This window comes from Psychrobacter sp. W2-37-MNA-CIBAN-0211, from assembly GCF_040309405.1.
Taxonomy (GTDB): Bacteria; Pseudomonadota; Gammaproteobacteria; order Pseudomonadales; family Moraxellaceae; genus Psychrobacter; species Psychrobacter glaciei.
This window is the reverse complement of sequence record NZ_JBEOOU010000001.1, coordinates 566,702-585,060: the sequence shown is the minus strand read 5'-3', so window position 1 is coordinate 585,060 and position 18,359 is coordinate 566,702. Positions and strand designations below refer to the sequence as shown.

At 44.5% G+C, this 18,359-nt stretch carries 14 protein-coding genes; 7 read left to right on the top strand and 7 right to left on the bottom strand.

Annotated features, from left to right (window positions below; translation table 11 throughout):
- Positions 1-78: 78 nt before the first annotated feature.
- On the bottom strand, positions 79-1,503 hold the full coding sequence (locus AAEY72_RS02415; protein ID WP_352309315.1) for a M16 family metallopeptidase: 1,425 nt from the start codon (positions 1,501-1,503) through the stop codon (positions 79-81).
- A 222-nt stretch (positions 1,504-1,725) separates the two neighbouring features.
- Positions 1,726-3,276, bottom strand: a complete 1,551-nt coding sequence (locus AAEY72_RS02410) for a M16 family metallopeptidase (protein WP_352309314.1) — start codon at positions 3,274-3,276, stop codon at positions 1,726-1,728.
- 3 nt (positions 3,277-3,279) lie between these two features.
- On the opposite strand from AAEY72_RS02410, the gene AAEY72_RS02405 reads away from it, so the two are divergent.
- The 3 genes from AAEY72_RS02405 (at position 3,280) to AAEY72_RS02395 (ending at position 5,866) form a co-directional block, all read left to right on the top strand.
- A complete protein-coding gene (locus AAEY72_RS02405) occupies positions 3,280-3,474 on the top strand; it encodes a hypothetical protein (protein ID WP_352309313.1) in 195 nt (64 codons plus the stop codon).
- A 779-nt stretch (positions 3,475-4,253) separates the two neighbouring features.
- Positions 4,254-5,228 (top strand): signal recognition particle-docking protein FtsY, encoded by a 975-nt coding sequence (gene ftsY, locus AAEY72_RS02400; RefSeq protein ID WP_227500944.1) that lies wholly within the window; start codon positions 4,254-4,256, stop codon positions 5,226-5,228.
- Between the two features lie 65 nt (positions 5,229-5,293).
- Positions 5,294-5,866 (top strand): methylated-DNA--[protein]-cysteine S-methyltransferase, encoded by a 573-nt coding sequence (locus AAEY72_RS02395; protein ID WP_352309312.1) that lies wholly within the window; start codon positions 5,294-5,296, stop codon positions 5,864-5,866.
- Positions 5,867-6,016: 150 nt separating this feature from the next.
- Here the strand turns inward: AAEY72_RS02395 and AAEY72_RS02390 are convergent, their stop codons facing one another.
- The 5 genes from AAEY72_RS02390 to AAEY72_RS02370 all read right to left on the bottom strand — a co-directional run bounded on the left by AAEY72_RS02390 (position 6,017) and on the right by AAEY72_RS02370 (position 12,548).
- A complete protein-coding gene (locus AAEY72_RS02390; protein WP_352309311.1) occupies positions 6,017-7,231 on the bottom strand; it encodes an ABC transporter permease in 1,215 nt (404 codons plus the stop codon).
- Positions 7,231-8,541 (bottom strand): ABC transporter permease, encoded by a 1,311-nt coding sequence (locus AAEY72_RS02385; RefSeq protein WP_352309310.1) that lies wholly within the window; start codon positions 8,539-8,541, stop codon positions 7,231-7,233. Before AAEY72_RS02385 ends, AAEY72_RS02390 begins: the two co-directional genes overlap by 1 nt.
- Positions 8,542-8,544: 3 nt before the next feature.
- Entirely contained in the window at positions 8,545-9,744 is a 1,200-nt protein-coding gene (locus tag AAEY72_RS02380) for an HlyD family secretion protein (RefSeq protein WP_352309309.1), read from the bottom strand.
- 85 nt (positions 9,745-9,829) lie between these two features.
- Complete coding sequence (locus AAEY72_RS02375) at positions 9,830-10,693, bottom strand: YihY/virulence factor BrkB family protein (protein WP_352309308.1); 864 nt, start codon at positions 10,691-10,693, stop codon at positions 9,830-9,832.
- Positions 10,694-10,823: 130 nt separating this feature from the next.
- Positions 10,824-12,548, bottom strand: a complete 1,725-nt coding sequence (locus AAEY72_RS02370) for a TolC family protein (RefSeq protein ID WP_352309307.1) — start codon at positions 12,546-12,548, stop codon at positions 10,824-10,826.
- A 594-nt stretch (positions 12,549-13,142) separates the two neighbouring features.
- On the opposite strand from AAEY72_RS02370, the gene glpK reads away from it, so the two are divergent.
- The 4 genes from glpK to AAEY72_RS02350 all read left to right on the top strand — a co-directional run bounded on the left by glpK (position 13,143) and on the right by AAEY72_RS02350 (position 18,294).
- Entirely contained in the window at positions 13,143-14,744 is a 1,602-nt protein-coding gene (glpK, locus tag AAEY72_RS02365) for a glycerol kinase GlpK (RefSeq protein ID WP_352309306.1), read from the top strand.
- Between the two features lie 263 nt (positions 14,745-15,007).
- Positions 15,008-15,520 (top strand): hypothetical protein, encoded by a 513-nt coding sequence (locus tag AAEY72_RS02360; RefSeq protein WP_194618730.1) that lies wholly within the window; start codon positions 15,008-15,010, stop codon positions 15,518-15,520.
- Between the two features lie 172 nt (positions 15,521-15,692).
- Positions 15,693-17,024, top strand: a complete 1,332-nt coding sequence (locus AAEY72_RS02355; protein WP_352309304.1) for a hypothetical protein — start codon at positions 15,693-15,695, stop codon at positions 17,022-17,024.
- A 241-nt stretch (positions 17,025-17,265) separates the two neighbouring features.
- Positions 17,266-18,294 (top strand): endonuclease/exonuclease/phosphatase family protein, encoded by a 1,029-nt coding sequence (locus AAEY72_RS02350; protein WP_240215665.1) that lies wholly within the window; start codon positions 17,266-17,268, stop codon positions 18,292-18,294.
- Positions 18,295-18,359 lie beyond the last annotated feature (65 nt).

The window sequence follows — 18,359 nt, the reverse complement described above, 5'->3', positions numbered from 1 at the left end:
CCCTAGACAATTCTCAATGATTTTCCTAAAAGCACTTTTATAAGTGCTTTTTTTGATCCTCATTATTATTGATAAGTATTATTTATTAGTCTTCCAAGGATCATCTTGTCCAACCGTGACAATCAAAAAATCATCCGGCTTGAGCGTATCGCGCATGGTTTCATTGACCTCTGGTAATCGTACTTGGTCAATACGACTCACATAATTGGTCAGATAATTCTTGGGCAACTGATAAAAATTCATCATTCCCAATAAACTATTGATACCGGCATTGCTGGCAAAACCCATCGGAAAACTGTTCTTTAGATTGTCAGTCGTCAAACGCATCTCAGTGCTAGTAATACCGTTATCCAAAGTATCATTGATGACGTCTAAGCTGGCATCAATAGCAGCACGGGCTTTATCATTACGTGTCGAAAACCCAATCTGATAAGGGCCGCGCGCCAGCATCGGACTCATTGAGCCTGAAATACCATAGGTATAGCCAAGGTTTTGTCTGATTTCGGTCATCAGCCGCGCATTGAAATCACCGCCCGCCAGCACTTCGTTACCCACGGCAAAGTTAGTTTGCTTCTGTTGTGCGATAGCATCGGTGGCGCGCTTATCGCCCAGTTGCCCCATAAGTACGGTCGTTTGGGTGCTCGGAAAAGGAATGTGAATATGCTGCGCTTTTGTCAGTGGTTTGGGCTCAGGTAGCGTTGTCGCTGCTTGACCGACTGGCAAATCAGCCGTGATATCGTCAGCAAGTTTTTTGGCTTGGGTTAAAGTCAAATTACCCGTCATCGCGATAGAAGCATTTGCCGCCACCAAATAGCGATTTTTGAAGTCGAGCAATTCTTTTCTTTCAATACTCGGTACACTGTCGAGCGTACCTACAGAAGGGTGCGCGTAAGGGTGGTCGCCATACAAGGCTTCGTTGAAGGCAATACTTGCAAGGCTATTGGGGTCTTGTTTTTGCTGCTGCAAACCGACTAATAATCGCGCTTTGTTACGTGCTAGGATATCTGCATCAAACGCCGGTTCATTCAGCATTTGAGTCATCAAGTCGACGGCAGGCAGTAGATGTTTGTCATCGGATAAGCTGCGTAGCGAGACGATGAACATATCTTTATAGGCGCTACTGCTCAAATTCACTCCCAAGGTTTCAACAGCGCGGGTGAACTCATTTTCATTTAAGCTTTTAGAGCCTTGTTCCAACATCGTAGCAGTCATATTGGCGATGCCAAAACCGGCTTTGCGTATGCTGCCATCACGAGCACTGCCTGCATTAAAGCGTAAATCAATATCAACAATGGGCAGGGCGGTGGTGCGTACAAAGAGTACAGGAACGCCAGCTTTGGTTTCGAACTGTTGAATGGTTGGCACTGTGACTTTTAATGGCTTGGCATCAGCGACACTTGTGAGTGTTGATAGTGCGGCTATTGGTGCATTTATATCAACGGCAGCTGATGGCGTACGAAAGTCTTCGCTACCAGCATTATCTGCCTGAGCGGTGGTCGTCAATATCGTCAAACCTAACAATATACTTAGGCTCAAGTAGGAACGCTGCTTAAACCTAAGTTCGAAACGAGGTTCGAAATGAGATTTAAATTTGCGATTTACTAACGGCAATAAAGGGCTTTTTTTTGTATTCATGAGAAAAGGAGTCTGAGTCATGGCTTTCTTCTTATTAATAAGGTCTTTAGCATTGGCTTATCAGTGAAAAATATTGACAGCACGTTGTTATTATTGATTTTTGCTTACCGTTTTTCGACTTATTTGCTTTGTAGATGCTTTTTCTTTAGACGCTTGCTCAGTAGGCGGTACCACATGCATGACGGTCAAATTATCTTTGACCAAGTACTTTTTACTGGCCGCTTGAATATCAGAGATTTTGACACCATCGAGCTTGGCTGGTAATTCGGCAAGCAGCCTGTCATCGAGACCGATAGACTGTAGCGAGCCAATCATGCGTGCCTGACCCTCCATGCTGTCTTGCGCATAGATCAATCCAGTGACCGTATTGGTTTTGGCACGACTGATTTCGTCAGCAGCAATAGGATCAGTTTTGAGCTTTTCTATTTCAGAGAGTATGGCTTGCTGCGCTTGTTCTAAGCTAACACCTTCACGCGGTGTCGCTTGAATTAAAAACAGTCCATCGCCGCGATCAAGCAAGTCATAAGAGGTGCCAACTGTGGTGAGCAGGCCTTGTTCGCGTATCAGTCGGCTCTCTAAGCGAGCAGACAGACCACCATCCAATACGTCTTGTGCCAGCGATAACGCGTAAGCTTGTTTTTCATTGGCTGTGCCGGCAGTGACGAGACTGGGCACGTTATAACCCATCAGCAAAACAGGTACTTGTACCGCTTGTTCAGACTCAACTTGCTGATAACCACGAAAGCCTTTTTGGCTGACAGCAGGGCGTTTGGGCAGATTGCTTGGTTTGAGATCACCGAAGTAGCGTTTGACTTGCGCCAATACTTCTGTTGGGTCGACATCACCGACAATCACCAAGGTCGCATTGTTGGGTGCGTACCAAGTCTTGTACCACTCTTTTAGTTCGGGCAGCGTAATCGATTCAAGCTCACTCATAGGGCCAATGACAGATTCACCTTTTGGGCTATCAGGCAGCGCCAACAATCGGAATGATTCATAAGCTTTGGCAAGTGGGTTGTCATCGGTACGTTGGCGTCGCTCCTCCATGACCACTTGGTGCTCTTTAGTAAATTCTTTGTCATCGAAGATTAAGTTTTTCATTCGATCGGCTTCGAGCTCTAGCGCTAGCGGCATGCGGTTGGCTGGGAATAGCTCGTAGTAACCCGTATAGTCATAACTGGTAAAGGCATTGTTAACGCCTCCAAATTTGGCAATTAAGCGTTCATAATCGTCACTCGATACATTAGAGGTGCCTTTGAACATCATATGCTCTAGCAAATGCGAGAGTCCGCCTTTATCAAGCGGCTCGTCTGTCGACCCCACTCGATACCATATCTGGGTCATGGCGACGGGTGCGCGGTGGTCTTCTTTTACCACGATTTTTAGACCGTTTTCTAACTGATACTCATGCCGACCTGACATATCCATGGACAACGCTGACGACTGCTGATCGTCCTTACTGTCTGGATTTTGATTTACCTTGTTCTGCACTGCACCTTGCACGGCTGGATTTTGGACAAGCGCGTTTCCATCCGCTGACGAAGGAGTACCAACAGTATTGGTTTGACAGGCTGCAAGAGTAGTTGCTATAGCCAAAGCGCCAGCAACGCGTAAAACGTGTAGTGGTAAAGTCGAGGACATGGTATGTTCTGCTTATATAAAAAGATGACTGAATGTGTGCCTGCTAACTATAATAATCGCCAGCGTTATAGCGATTTGTGTGCGCCAACCATTACGCTAGCCGTTGGTTTGAACTCTGATGTTGTGTTACAGCCAGTCGCTGACAACGCGATGGCAGCTATTAGCAGAGCTGCGCTGATAGAGGTTATTTTTTTATAGCAACTTAGTGACGATAGCATAGGTGGTTCCTAGTAGAAAGTTATTGAATAAAGTTCGCTAAGAGTAGGCGAAGTTGCACCTGCTAAGGGTCAGATTTTTGTGTCCAAACCTTAAGCTAAACTTTCTCAACCGTTTGGCCTGTCTGATCACTTCTTACTATTTAGCGTTGGTCTGGTAGGGTAAAGGCTGAGCGCAACTTGAATTATGCTAAACTAGGCTAAAAATAATCTACCATTCAAATGGCAGAAAACTGACAATATACCGATCAATTTTAAAATAAACATCTTACTAATAATGATAACTTTTAGGGCAAGCTTATGAATAACCCAAATAATAGCAATCGTGTAGTCATTAACCTTGACGGTGGTCTCGATGACTTAGATGACGATGATATTACCTTACCCAGTCTACCGGTGCAATCTATGCCCATCGTTGATGAGGATAGTGTACCTACCAAACCGTTAGACGATGCTAGGGTGACTGATAAGCATCATGATAATGTGACAAATAATGACGATACGACAAATCAGGAGACGACGACAAACAAAGACGTCTCAAGCGCCCATGCTGCTGAAAGTATCGCTTTAGCCACGCCGATTGTCATGACAGAAGAGCATAACGTACCTAAAAGTTCCTCTGAAAGCTTTTCGCGTGCCAAAGAAACAGAAGCTAGCAGCAAGACCAATACGGCTTCAACGATTCCAACCATGCCATTACAGGAGCAATTGGGAGATAGTCCAAGCGTGACCCCCGTTGTTAATAGCGATGGGCAAGTTGCAATGCCAAAAGAGCCAGTAGCAGAGACTCAAGAAAGTCAGAAAAAAGGCAGCTGGTTTAATCGGATGAAAACAGGGCTGAGTAAATCACGTAAAAATCTAGCTGAAGGTATGGTCAGTATCCTGATCGGTGGCAAAGAAATCGATGATGAGTTGTTAGAAGAAGTTGAAGATCAGCTACTGGTTGCTGATATTGGTGTCAACGCGACCAACCGTATTATCAAAAGCTTGACTGAGCAGACAGCTCGTGGGGATTTGATTTATTCGCATTCATTGTATAAAGCATTGCAAACGGAACTGGTTGATATCTTAACGCCAAAAGTAGCACCGTTGGTGGTTGATACCAGCAAAAAACCTTTTGTGATTTTAGTCGTGGGCGTCAATGGGGTCGGTAAAACCACCACGATTGGTAAACTTGCTAAGCGCTTACAAGGCGAGGGCAAATCTGTCATGCTGGCTGCTGGTGATACGTTCCGAGCTGCCGCAACCGAACAGCTGCAAATCTGGGGTGAGCGTAATAACATTCCAGTCGTGGCGCAAGGTCATGGCTCAGATAGTGCCTCTGTCATTTTTGATGCCATGCAGTCTGCCAAAGCAAAAAACATTGATGTGCTGATAGCGGATACCGCTGGGCGCTTGCAAAACAAAACGCATCTCATGGCGGAGCTAGAAAAAGTCGTACGCGTCATGCGTAAAGCCGATCCAAGCGCACCGCACGAAGGTATGATTGTCCTCGATGCTGGCACGGGTCAAAATGCCATTAACCAAGTAGAACTCTTTAACAAAGTCGTGCCATTAACGGGTATTACAATTACTAAGTTAGACGGTACTGCCAAAGGTGGTGTGGTCTTTAATATTGCCGAAACTACAGACGTGCCTATCCGTTATATTGGTGTTGGCGAGTCGATTGATGATTTACGCGCCTTTAGTCCAAAACAATTTGTCGCTGCCTTGTTCGAAACCGACGATAAAGAATAGCACTCGATAGGTCGTTTTAGTCAACAAACGAGTCTTGGGAACATAATCATTTGAAAGGAATAGTCATGATAGTTACTACAGCAGCTTTTGGATCACATCAATTAACGTTGATTGCGAGTGTCAATGAGCATAGTAGCCCTAAACTGGTTGAAGTCAATTGGCTGCTGGCAGGTAACTCTTGGCACCGCTCAAAATCTATTCCCAAACTTAAAAAGCACTACGGCCTTGTCGATCAGAATTTTACGTTCATTAATAACGATAGCTTAAGCGAAAGTGAGCCTGCCCAATCATTACTCATAAATGCTATTGAACAATTAAAGGCTTATTTTAAAGGGGATCGTCAGAATTTCGATTTGCCTATAGATGCAAGCTTAGGAACCCATTTTCAGCAACGAGTTTGGCAAGCATTACAAGATATTGGGTATGGCGAGACAATCAGCTATGCAACGCTGGCGCAAAATGTGGATAATCCTAAAGGGTTTCGCGCGGTGGCCAATGCCAATAGCAAAAATCCTTTTAGTATTATCGTTCCTTGTCATCGCGTCATTGCTAGCGATGGTAAGCTTGGTGGTTATACGGGCGGGCTGGATAAGAAAGAATATTTATTAGCGCTTGAAGGCGTCACTTGCAAAGTTTAGTTTAAAGCAAATGCCTATCACACAAATAAACCCAAAAAAGGCCAAACATTTTAAGTGTTTGGCCTTTTTTACGAATATATCCCGTCCTAGAATGAGTTTAGGAAAAACTATTTCATTTATGGATGGGAAAATTGACAATCGCCTGACTTGTTATATCTTTATCGAAACTTTATGAGGCAATTGTTTTTGTGAGGTACGCCAGCGAAACAGCAGCAGTAATGCAAAGTAAAATGCCCACAAGCCTGCGAGCGCATAAAAGCCCATAGCGACTTGAGCGACACTGGCCCCCATTTGATTTAGCTGCACAGAGGTATTGATAGCAGGGGTAGTCGGTACCAGCCAACGTACCAACTGTAGTATCTCAGGGAGTTGGTCGGCAGGCCAAGGATAGCCACTGATAAAAAATAATGGTAACGAGCTAAAGATTAAAATTTGCATACTGCGCTCACGTTGCCGGAACCATAGTCCCAGCAAGCAACCAAGGGTGGCGACGGTAGGACAAAATAGCAGCAAGAATAACAAACTGCCAGCCATGTTTTGTCCGCGCGGATAATGATGGAGCTCAAACGCCCAGCCATAATAAAAGCAGCCGATGATAAAGCTCAACATGCTGAGTGCACCAATACGTCCTAGCCAGCCGCGTATCGTAGTCATGTGGCGGCGCTGCTCATACCAAGTACCGATCAGCATTGCGGTGGCCATGAGTAACGTCTGCTGTAAGATAATAATGGATACCGCTGGCACCACGTAGGCACCATAACCTTCAGTTTGGTTGTATAAAGGAATAATCTGTAGCGGTATGGCTTGGGTGTTTTTGGCAGCGGTAGGCGAATATGCGCCTTGTGCCACGCTTTTTTTCACTTCAATACCAGCCGATACCGTACTGACCGCTTTTAAAAATCCCAGCTGTACGTTTTTATTCAAGATAAAGTAGCCACCATTGCCGAGCACACTCACGCTAGCTGCTTTACCAGACAACACTTGCTGCTCAAGACCACTTGGGATGACCATATAGCCAGCGATTTGATCCGACCACATGGCCTCGATGGCATCTTGCTCATTAACAAATCGCTGTGTGTTCAGCTGCGGGCTGGCACTAGCATAACGGACAATGGTACGGGATAAGTTGCTATTATCTTTATCGATAATGCCAACGGGTACGTGATTAACGACTTCAGTAGAATACGGCCATGGATAAAAGAAACCATAAATGATAGGCGCCATAATTAACAGCAAAACCACGCCTTTATCGGTAAAGATATCTTTGAGAGTCTGTAAAAAACTGCCTAAGAAGCTCTGTGACGATGACGAAGTGGTTGATTGCTTAGGTTTTTTTTGTGGCTTGTTTTTTGATAATGGCGACATTAGCGTGCTCCCCAACGTTCAGGACGCGCCAATGCGCGCTTGCTTAATACGGCAGTCAAGCCCATAGCAATCAAGGTCGCTAGCGTCAGGCCATAAATGATTGGCAAAGATATGGCAACGGGTGCGTGCATCTGTAATTGCGCGATATGTAGTTTTAGATAATGGGTAAGCGGTAGGATGTTCGACCAATGCTGCGCGCTATCACTAATAGCGATATAAGGAAAAGTGACACCTGCAAAAGCGTAAGAAGGCGCAGAAATGAAACCGGTAGCGGATAAGCCCATACGCAATGAAAATGAATTCAAAGTAAAGATGGCTCCTAGCCAAAACGACAGCATCATCAATAGTATCAGCCCGATGTAAGTGACAACCATTGAGGCGAGAGCGACCGTTTGTTGCGGTGTGGCAAGCCATAGTGCCAATGCAGACCATATACTATAGGCAAGCATTGGCCAAAAATATTTACCCAATAAGCCAAAGATTAAGACGGCAATACTTACTTGCTTATTTTTTTTGAGACTTGTCGATGTTTCAGGGTTATCGCTACGTGTTTGCTTATTGTCGAGCGTAGACAGTGCTTCACTATTTATGAGTGCCGTTAAATCGGGACGACCAGTATCAATAAAAGCGTACCAGTGACCGATTCGTTTATCCCGCAACTCACGTCCAATCGTCGTTGCCCCAATGACCATTGCCAAAATATGCAACAGTGCAGGGATAACAGTGGAGGCCAAAAACTGCTGATAGTCGGTTGCCGCATTAAACAAACTGATGCGCTGAATACTGATCGGTGAGTAAGCAATCGCTGCTTGTGATGGTGCCATGCCTTGCTTGACCAAGCGCTGTATCTCAACACCTGCGGATAAGGTGGCAGCGACGGACTGGACGCTTTTTTGGATAATCCCAGAGTGTGTACCATACTGAGCATTTACTTGTAAAATCAGTGGCGCTGACTTATTGGATAAAATATTGCGAGAAAAATCCTCAGGGATAATCACGACTGCATAAATATCTCGTTGCAGGATTGCCGCTTCAGCAGCGGCTGGCGAGCGATAAAGCTGTCTGACGGTAATATCAGGACTGGCCTCTAGATAGCGCACCACGGTATTGGCAACAGGGCTATTGTCTTGATCAATCACCCCAATAGGCAAATTGGTAATTTGCGTTTGCGAAAAAATCCACCAAATCAGCAGTACTGTCGCCAAGGGTATCCAAACCACCATGGCAAAATCCCAAGAGTTTTTGGCCAAAAAACGCCGCTCATAGGCGGCACTACGTATAAAAGCTTCGCTAAGCTGAGTTAGGCGCATGGCTTATTCTTGGCTCTGATTAGCAAGGGTTGGATTGATACGGACGATGACACTCATTCCCGAACGAATCCGCGCATCAGGTTTACTTGGTCGCGCCTTGACTTCAAAGGTACGCACATCAAAGCCATCATCATTATTGGTGGGTCGCCACGTCGCAAAGTCAGACAATGTAGAGGTTGCGTAGACAGTAAACTGCTTGCTATAGGGTTTGTCTGCTGATGATAACGCCGGAATAGTACCAGTAAACTGCTGACCAATGGCAAACTGGTTCAAATAGGTTTCGGTGACATTCAGTACTACCCATTGATCATTGGTATTAACCAACGTTAATAGCGGCACACCTTGACCGATGACTTCACCAGCACTGACTATTACATTATCTACGATACCAGCAATAGGGCTTTTTAAGTTGGCTTCCTCTTTTGCAGCCAGTGCCTCATCTAGTTGAGCATCGACTTGCGCCACTTGTGCGGTAGCTGCGGACTTGTCTTCACTACGCGTGCCTTCCATCGCCAAATCGTATTGCAAGCGTGCCGCTTCAGTTTGATCTTGGGTTGCAAGATACTGCGCATAAGCTTCATCGCGTTTTTGCCGCGCCATGAGACCCTCTTCATAGAGTCGATTGACACGTTGATAGGTGTTTTCTGCCAAATCCGAGGCCGCTTTGTTGGCTTGCCATGCAGCCTTTGCTTGGGCAATCTCTTGCGGACGAGCACCATTTTCGGCTTTATCAAGCTGACTTTGTGCCATTTGCTTGCCAGCCTGCGCTTGATTAATCTTTGCGTTAATCTCAGGCGAATCCATCTCAATCAATTGCTGACCAGCCGTCACCTCATCCCCTTCAGTGACCATAATCTGAGCAATACGCCCCGGTACTTTTGCGGCGATAGAGGTTTGCTGCATTTGCATTTGCCCTTGTAGGGTAATGACGTCAGGTTCGCTGCTTTGATTGCTTGTATACAAGCCATAAGCGATAACGCCCAAGGCAATTAGCACGAATAAGACAAGCAGCGCCTTTTTTATCATGGCAGACTTGTCAGATTTAGGATTATCACGATAAGTAGGCGTTGCCTGTTCTGGTTCCACGTCAGGTATGTCTTCTACAGAATCGACTGACGGCTGATCATTATGAGACAGCGTTGACTCATCAGTCGAATCAGTTGATTTGCGTGAGTCGTCTGATTCGTTTGGAAATTCAGTCATGACAGTGAGATTCCTAAAGCAATAAAGTTGAGAGTGAAAGGCTTATAGTACAAGTGCTTTAACCAGTAATATCGTTATCCGTTTATTAGTACACTCGAATAGCATAAGGTTTAGAGTTTTCTAAAGTTTCAAAATTAAAAATAGCACCAAAAGCGACAATAAATGCTGAGTAATAAAGCCACAGCATAATGACTACCGCGGCTGAAAGCGCACCAAACTCAGCGCTATAGTTATTAAAGTTTTGCACATAAATCGAAAATACCACGGACAATAGAATCCAGAGAACGGTAGCTAAGGCAGCGCCTGGCACCAGTTTTTTTAGCGCTACGGCCTCACGGTTTGGCGCAAAACGATATAGGCTTAAGAAGCTTAAAAATATAATGCCAGCCAATATCGGCCATCCACTCCAAAGCGCAATGGTCTTAGCTATTTGCGGAAAAGGAAAATAAGCCGCTGCCAAAGGAATAATAGCGATAGAGGAGATGGCTATAATTAAGACCACAACGGCAGCAAAAGTTAAACTAAGTGCTCGAATGGTGCCTTGTATAAAGCTGCGCTCTTGGGTGATATGAAAGGCAAGATTAACCAAAATAATTAAGGATTTTATGCCTTTAGAACCAGCATAAAGGGCTAGTAGCGTCGATACAATCAAACCAAAAGTCAGTTTGGATGCAGTGTTAGAAGCCAGATCGCTTAAGCGTGAATTAAGAACCTCATATACAGACTCAGGGATAAACGAACGTAAAAGTGAAATCTGCTCTTGCATTTCAACAGGTGAAAAAGCGAGACCATAAATCAGTACAAACACGGCCATTGCTGGAAAAATAGATAAAAAACCAAAAAAGCCTACGCTCGCGCAATGTGCCCAAACATTAGGGCTATTTGCTATACGCCATGTCTGAAGCAGGTGCGGCAGCCAATTGATTACTTTAGAAATTAATTTTTTCATAAAACGCTTATTCGCAGTAGAGCTAGGGTTAGTAGTATCGTAAGGTCAGTAATAATATAGCCATTAGCCATTTAATTATCATCAATATAAGCGCTTATCAACACGCTCTATTACTCTTCACACGAGATCATCATTCACTATACAAGATAGGTAGCTGAATATCTGCCGCATTAAGATAGGTGTTAAAAGCCAGTGGCGTCCCGCAACTTTGCATGAGGGCGGCAAGCGCTTGCACATAATTATTGGCTGCTTGCGCTTGTTCAGTTCGTGCTTTGAGAGACTGCGTTTGGGCTTGTACCACGTCGACCGTCGTATTGACACCTTCTTGGAGACCCAACTGACGCAAGCGCAATACTTCTGCTGCCAAGTCAACATTGCTCTGTAATGCTTGATAACGTGACTGGGCATTATTTATATCGTGCCAATTTTTTTCGACCAATAACAATAGATTGTCACTGACTTCAATCTCAGAGAGATCCGCTTGGCGTATTTGCGCGTTGCTTGATGCCAGTGATGCTGTTTTATCGAGTCCACCCCATAGCTTCCAAGTGGCAGAGATACCAGCGACCCAACTGGGGTCTTTTTCGACTTGTCCGTAGCCGTACAGCATAACCGTAGGCTTGTAACCGGTATCTGATAACGCATGAAGTTGCTGAGCCTGCGCGCGTTTGGCGGCGACTTTCTGTAACCCTGGATGATTGGCAAGTGCCAAGTCTTGGAAATAACTCACATCAGGTAGCGGACGACTGGAGACAAACAAAGGCGTGGTCGGTTTGATACGATAATCGGTACGTAATAGCCGCTGCAAAGCAATCATCGCAAGGCGTGCATCATTATTGGCATTGACCGATTCGCTTTTAGCATCTGCTAAGGCAGACTGTGCTTCTAGTCTGTCGACGCGTGAAATAAAGCCTTCTTCGAACAGGCGCTGCGCCATATGATCGGTCTGCTGCAAGGTATCATAAGCGTCTTCACGCAAGTAGGCTGCGATAATGGCCAACTGCGCCTTAAAATAGCGCTCAATTAGGGTGTTATAAAGCTCGTTTTTGTCTAATAGGCTGTCCGCGACCGCTTCTTGGGTGCGGGCATCGGACGCGCCTGTTAACGCTGTTGTCCGCCCAGCAGTGTAAATAGGCCAAACAACGCCAATACCTGCGCCCGTCGTTGAGCCTGAACGATTAAAATCATAAGACTCTGGGAGACGCTCACCGACCAATTCACCAAAATTTGGCAAATCTGTGGTTGGTGGAATAGGAGGGATAACCTCATCTACGCTATTATTTATCTCATTAACGATGCCGTTTTTGAGCGATGATAAATCAATGTCTTCTTCCACATGATAGGCACTGGCTGATACGCGGGCAAACACCAATGGATTGTCTATGGTTTTTAGGGCATCGGTCTGATATTGACTCGCGGCAATGGCGGCTTCATTGGCCGCAAGCTTTGGCGAGACTTGCAATAAAATGTTTTGCGCCTGCTCAAGACTCAAAAAGCTAGAGACTTCTAATGGATAGCTATTATCAACCGCTTTGTGCGTGATAGGATCGATAAGCGTGGCTAGGCGGCTCTGTTGCTCAATGCCTTTTTGCTCAATGCCTTGGCTATGCATGGTGGATGCAGAGCTATTGATGGCAGTATTATCGTCCACTGACAACGTTGTATCCGTCTGAACAGCCGTCGCAGCGCCAGTTTGTCGTTCATCAGCGTCAACGATCTGGGTTATCGTTACTGGTGGCACGTCATTCTGTGACTCAACGTTATCCATATTAGCGTTTGCTGAGGTAGCGACGGACATCCCCATGAGCATAACCGTCATCACAGCAGTAGACAGAGTTGATAATGCAAATTTCATAAGTCACATAAGCCATTAATTAGAATGCAAGATTTTTTAAAACAACGCGCGATACTCATCACTTTAGCCGACCACATATTAGCGTCGTTATGCTCTTATTATAGTCAGTTCTATAAAAGCAGGATGTTTTGTCTTACTTTCTCTCGCTTTGCAAATATAAGGGAAAACAAAATACAAAAAACATAACTAAAGTTTTGTCATGCATAATTCGGGTACACTCTAGACACACAACCGTGACGGGTCAAGCCTCAGTATCTTGCCGGCGTCTATTGTATAATCAGTGCTGATGTGATAAAGAAATGATTTTGGCTTTTATAATAGCATTATTATTGATTAAACTATCAGAACATAACCGTGATCAGATCATGAATTTTAATCTATTAACCAGTTGATAATTAAATGATTTTTTCATTTCATTACTTTGGTTTTACTGCTAATTATTAATAATGAAGGTTATGTTTCGACTATTAATATTATGAAGGGGTGGCTATTTAAGTAGGTTAATTTATTTATGAAAACCGCTGAATATAAAAATATGAGAATGATATAAACTATCAATTATAGAATAAATAAGACCAGTAAAGGATATGAGTAATGGCAGGATATATTTTGGCTTTAGATCAAGGCACCACTTCGAGTCGCGCGATATTATACGATGATCATGCGCGTCCCATCAAAATGGTGCAACAGCCAACCACATTACAGACACCCAAAGCGGGCTTTGTGGAGCAAGATGCCCAGCAGATTTGGCAAACTCAAATTAGTTGTGCGCATGACGTCATTAACCAAGCAGGGCTGCTCGCTACCGATGTCACTAGCATCGCCATCACCAATCAGCGTGAGTCTATTGTCATGTGGGACAAGCAAACGGGCAAACCCTTGGCACCTGCGATTATTTGGCAAGACCGCCGTACTGCAAGCTATTGCAAAACGCTTGCCGCTGAAAGCGCGGGTGGTGCTCATAGCGGTAGCACGGATGAAGACGATGACATGGCACACGAAGTGCAGCGAATCACCGGTTTACGCTTAGACCCTTATTTTAGTGCCAGTAAAATCGCTTGGCTGCTCGAAAATGACCCCAAGCTTAGCGTACGAGCACACAAAGGCGAGGTGGCAGTCGGTACTATTGATAGCTGGCTGATTTATAAATTGACAGGTGGTGAACATGTTATTGATGTGACCAATGCTTCACGGACGCTGTTGTATGATATTCATAAACTGGCATGGTCGGAGGAGTTGTGTGCACGTTTTGCTATTCCCATGAATATTTTACCCAAAGTCCTGCCATCCGATGGTGATTTTGGCAAAACAAAAAAAGGCTTATTTGCCAAGCAAATCCCTATTCAAGCAGTATTAGGCGATCAGCAAGCAGCACTTTTTGGCCAAGGCTGCCTCGATGCTGGCATGGCCAAAAATACCTATGGGACGGGCTGTTTTATGCTGATGAATATCGGTCAACAGCCAAAGTTGAGCGAGCATAAGCTATTGACGACGATAGCGTGGCAACGAAAGACGACAACGCTGCGCCCCGACAATTTATCCTTTGATCAAATCGTGCAGTCTGGTAAGCGTATGCTACAGCCGCCCAAAAAAGAAGTCACTTACGCGCTAGAAGGCAGTGTGTTTATGGCAGGGGCAATCGTCCAGTGGCTACGTGATAATCTGGGTATGATTCAGCAAAGTGGTGAGGTCGAAAACTTAGCGCGGCAGGTCGATAGTAGTGGAGATGTAGTGCTGCTCCCTGCATTCACAGGGCTTGGCGCACCTTATTGGCGCTCGGACATTAGTGCCAGTATTACAGGTATGAGCCGCGGCACGACCAAAGCGCATATTGCCCGTGCCGCGTTGGAGGCAGTTGCTTACCAAACGTATGACGTGTTAATCGCTATGCAAAAAGATAGCCCGCATCCCTTAACCGAACTGAGAGTCGATGGCGGTGCCGCCAATAATGATTTGCTCATGCAGTTTCAGGCAGACTTATTAGACGTCCCCGTACTGCGTCCCAGAGACACGGAAATTACTGCCAAAGGTGCTGCGCTCCTTGCTGGTCTAAAGACGGGATTGTACGATGAAGCAACGATGCAATCATCATGGCAAGTCGATCGAGTATTTGAGCCGAGTATGTCTGCTGATGAACGCGAGCAGCACCTCTATAAATGGCAACGAGCCATCGCAAGGTCGTTAATGCAGATGTAGACAGGTTTTTTTTGTTGAAACTAGCGGCATCATGTGTTTGTGATTACTCAAAGCATAAATCAATCATACAAAACCTTGAGAAAGATACAGATTGTAACGGAAGACAATCGTAATATGGACACAGTTTACATAATCTATCTATCTGTTCTTGTACATAAATTTCTATACTTTAGATGAATCAAATAAAAAATGACTCAAGCAATACCGCTAATTTTTAGCACTTAATAACTCTAAAATATAACAAATAATTTAAGGATAATATTATGAGTAACCATGACGAAATTGATCGCAGTGAAGTAAAACATATGTCAAAAGAAGCCAAGCAAGACTTGAATGCTGACATCATCACAGGTGAGCCAGGCTCACATCCAGTAGGTACTGGTATTGGCGGCTTAGGTGGAGCAGCTGCAGGTGCAGCAATCGGTACGATGGCAGGACCACTCGGTACGTTAATCGGCGGTGCTATTGGCGCTATCGTTGGTGGCGGTGCAGGTCATGCAGCAGCTGAAGCAATTGATCCAACCCATGAAGAAGCTTACTGGCGTGCAGAACATGCAAACGCTGACTATTATACAGAAGAGCATGACTTTGACCGTGATTTACACCCAGCTTATGCGGTAGGGTATGCTAACCGCGCTCGCTATCCTGCGGACGCTCGCTTTGAAGATCATGAAGCAGATTTGGAACGTTCATGGCATGAAGTGAAAGGTGAGTCACGCATGGAATGGAATGAGGCGCGTAGAGCATCACAGGATGCATGGAATCGTGTGTCGTAACATTAGCAAATAGGAAACCTCGGCATTTCCGTATTTTTATAGCTGAGTTTTTACCTTTAGCAATCGTAGTTATATTAAAGCCTCTAGAGCATGCTCTAGAGGCTTTTTTGCATGTTGCAACCTTGGTAGTTGTGGTAATCTTAATGATGTCTTAACAACCTATAGAGCTACTATGACTGACTCTTCTTCTGAAACGTGTGAGCTTGCCCCTGATATCGCCAGATTTTATCAAGGTAAGTCTTTACAAGGTCAGCCACCCAGTCTTTGGACGTTGGTGTTGTCTCAAGTCACTACTTGGATATTTGCACGGTCGCTCATGAATGCGGCCGTTTTGGGCTTTTTCTATGGTATCGCTGGTACTTTGGCTTATGGGATGTATTATTTTAGTTTTATCACTGGCGCGCATATTGTCGATAGCTTACGATTCAAACATGGTTTCAATAACATACAGACATTTATGCAAGTCAAGTTTGGGGCAACTGGTGAGCATCTTTATAATGCAGTGATTGGTTTTCGATTAGTGAGCGAGGTGTTCAGCAACTTACTGGTATTTGGGTTTATCACCACCTTGTTCGTAGGCTTTAATGAGAATTATCTAATACTGATTATAGCGGTTGCTACCTTAATTTATTCTTCGATTGGTGGGCTGCACACGGCGTTAAAGACAGATGTTGCCCAAGCGTTATTGACGATCGTCGCCATTGCTGTTCTGTCGGTTGCTATGTTTGCACATCCCTTGTTTTCTTTCGATGACATTATCAGCTCCTCCAATACCGCTGACAACAAGGGATGGATATTATTGATAGTTGCATTTATCCAAATATGGAGTTATCCCGCTCATGATCCTGTTATGACTGACAGAGGATTTTTAGCAGACAGGGCCACTACCAAAAAGTCATTTTACTATGCCGCTCCTATTTCGATGGCTTGTATCCTTCTGTTTGGTTTGCTAGGTGTATTCGCACAGCTGAACAATGCAGGCGGTGCCACTGAAGTGACGCAAACGCTCAATACGCTATTCTCGCCAGCGGTAATGATGTTGTTTAGTTTCGCCTTAATTATTTCAGCCATATCAACATTAGATTCTACGTATGCCAGTGCCGCAAAGTTGATAGCCATTGATATGAAACTGGTAAAACCAACTGTTAGAAATGGTAGGCTGATTATGCTAGGATTTTTGCTGGCAGGCTTGGCCTTCATTGCAACTGGTAGCAAAGACCTGTTTGATGCGGTGGCTATTAGTGGTACGGCTTCCTTGTTTTTAGCACCTGTCGTGTTTTTTAGTATTTGGTCAAGTTGGGAAGTCAAACCTTGGGCCATTATAGTGAGCTTTGTATCAGCGCTCATGGCTGGTATTGTCTATATGTTAGAAAACGGTGGCTATATTACAGTGATGGCACCAGTATTTGGCGCAGAGCACAAATACGTGCAGCTGTTGATATTATGTGTCATGGCTTCTATGATTGGTAGTATCGCCTTTGTATTGGCTCGCAAAAGAATGTGATTAGCCAATCTGTTAAACAGCTAACTACGTACAGATGTAACATACATATAAATATTTAGTGTTATGACTTTGATGGAGCGAGTGTTCGCTACATTATCAGTTGATCGATTTTTTGAGTTTTAAGTAGCAGGATAAAGCAATACGAAACACTACAGATTTAGTACGGGCGGTCTATTATCATGAACAAGTTGCGTTGTTTATTCATAATAATGCATACTATTCAAATAGCATTAGGATTTTTATGACTTACTCTGCCCATAAAGGTATTGATAAACAATTTTATATCGCCACTGCTAATTTACTAAATTTTGCCAATCCCAATCGTACTTACTATGAAAATGCTGAGCCATATAGCAATAAAGCGTATGAAAATAAACTGCGCGGTATCAGCGATTTATTAGCGAAAGCCCATGCCGACATCATTGCCGTACAAGAAGTATGGGACAGTGAGGCGTTAGAAGCGCTGGCGGTATCGTTAGGATTTAAGCCTGAACATGTGGTTATTCCGCTGGCAAGCAATGATAGTGCGAGCCCTTATACTCAAGGTAGAGGGGCGCAAAATACGCCTGCAGTGGGAATTATTAGTCGCTTTGAGCAGCTAGAGACAACTTTATTAGAAGAGGTGGCACCAAAGGCAATGATTGATATTCCTGATATCGGTCCTTATAAACGCTTTAATCGCCCACCGCTGGTATTGCGAGTCAATGCATTCGGGCAACCGATTACTATTATTACGGCTCATCTTAAAAGCAAGCGCGCTTTTTTCTTACGTGATGAAGCTGGCAATTTGCTAGAAGATATGGATGACCCTAATATTCGTATTCGTGCCAAACTTCGTAGCTTATGTATGCGGGCAGCAGAAGCGGCCTCCATCCGTATGTTTATTATCGAACGCTTAAAGCATACTCGCGAGCCCTTAATCTTACTCGGTGATATGAACGATGTCACGGGTAGTGTGACCACGCAATTGATGACTGAAACTGGCGAAGTGAATTACGACAAAAGCATGCGTGATGTTGCCTTGTTTGATGCCGCTCGTGTCCAAGCGCGTTATGGCTGGATGAAAGATGTAGCGTATACCCATATCTATCAAGGTATGCCAGAAGTGATTGATCAGTTGTTTGTTTCAGAAGAATTCTTGCCTGATAGCAAGTTTGCGCTTGGTCAAGTTGAACGAGTTGACTATTTTAATGACCATTTAAAGTGGGATTATTCCGATAGAGTCATCGATCATGGTATTATAAGGGCGAAAATAAAACTTCATGATTAACCCTATTATGTTGTTAATTGATACATTCTTTTTTAACCCATGCATGTCCCTTGCTTGATAGTGTA

What these genes read in the sequence shown, in the direction of transcription:
- glpK (WP_352309306.1), top strand. Translation starts at nt 13,143, where the DNA reads ATGGCAGGATATATTTTGGCTTTAGATCAAGGCACCACTTCGAGTCGC.
- AAEY72_RS02405 (WP_352309313.1), top strand. Translation starts at nt 3,280, where the DNA reads ATGTTCTGCTTATATAAAAAGATGACTGAATGTGTGCCTGCTAACTAT.
- AAEY72_RS02375 (WP_352309308.1), bottom strand. Translation starts at nt 10,693, where the DNA reads ATGAAAAAATTAATTTCTAAAGTAATCAATTGGCTGCCGCACCTGCTT.
- AAEY72_RS02380 (WP_352309309.1), bottom strand. Translation starts at nt 9,744, where the DNA reads ATGACTGAATTTCCAAACGAATCAGACGACTCACGCAAATCAACTGAT.
- AAEY72_RS02385 (WP_352309310.1), bottom strand. Translation starts at nt 8,541, where the DNA reads ATGCGCCTAACTCAGCTTAGCGAAGCTTTTATACGTAGTGCCGCCTAT.
- AAEY72_RS02370 (WP_352309307.1), bottom strand. Translation starts at nt 12,548, where the DNA reads ATGAAATTTGCATTATCAACTCTGTCTACTGCTGTGATGACGGTTATG.
- AAEY72_RS02390 (WP_352309311.1), bottom strand. Translation starts at nt 7,231, where the DNA reads ATGTCGCCATTATCAAAAAACAAGCCACAAAAAAAACCTAAGCAATCA.
- AAEY72_RS02360 (WP_194618730.1), top strand. Translation starts at nt 15,008, where the DNA reads ATGAGTAACCATGACGAAATTGATCGCAGTGAAGTAAAACATATGTCA.
- AAEY72_RS02355 (WP_352309304.1), top strand. Translation starts at nt 15,693, where the DNA reads ATGACTGACTCTTCTTCTGAAACGTGTGAGCTTGCCCCTGATATCGCC.
- AAEY72_RS02395 (WP_352309312.1), top strand. Translation starts at nt 5,294, where the DNA reads ATGATAGTTACTACAGCAGCTTTTGGATCACATCAATTAACGTTGATT.
- AAEY72_RS02350 (WP_240215665.1), top strand. Translation starts at nt 17,266, where the DNA reads ATGACTTACTCTGCCCATAAAGGTATTGATAAACAATTTTATATCGCC.
- ftsY (WP_227500944.1), top strand. Translation starts at nt 4,254, where the DNA reads ATGCCAAAAGAGCCAGTAGCAGAGACTCAAGAAAGTCAGAAAAAAGGC.
- AAEY72_RS02410 (WP_352309314.1), bottom strand. Translation starts at nt 3,276, where the DNA reads ATGTCCTCGACTTTACCACTACACGTTTTACGCGTTGCTGGCGCTTTG.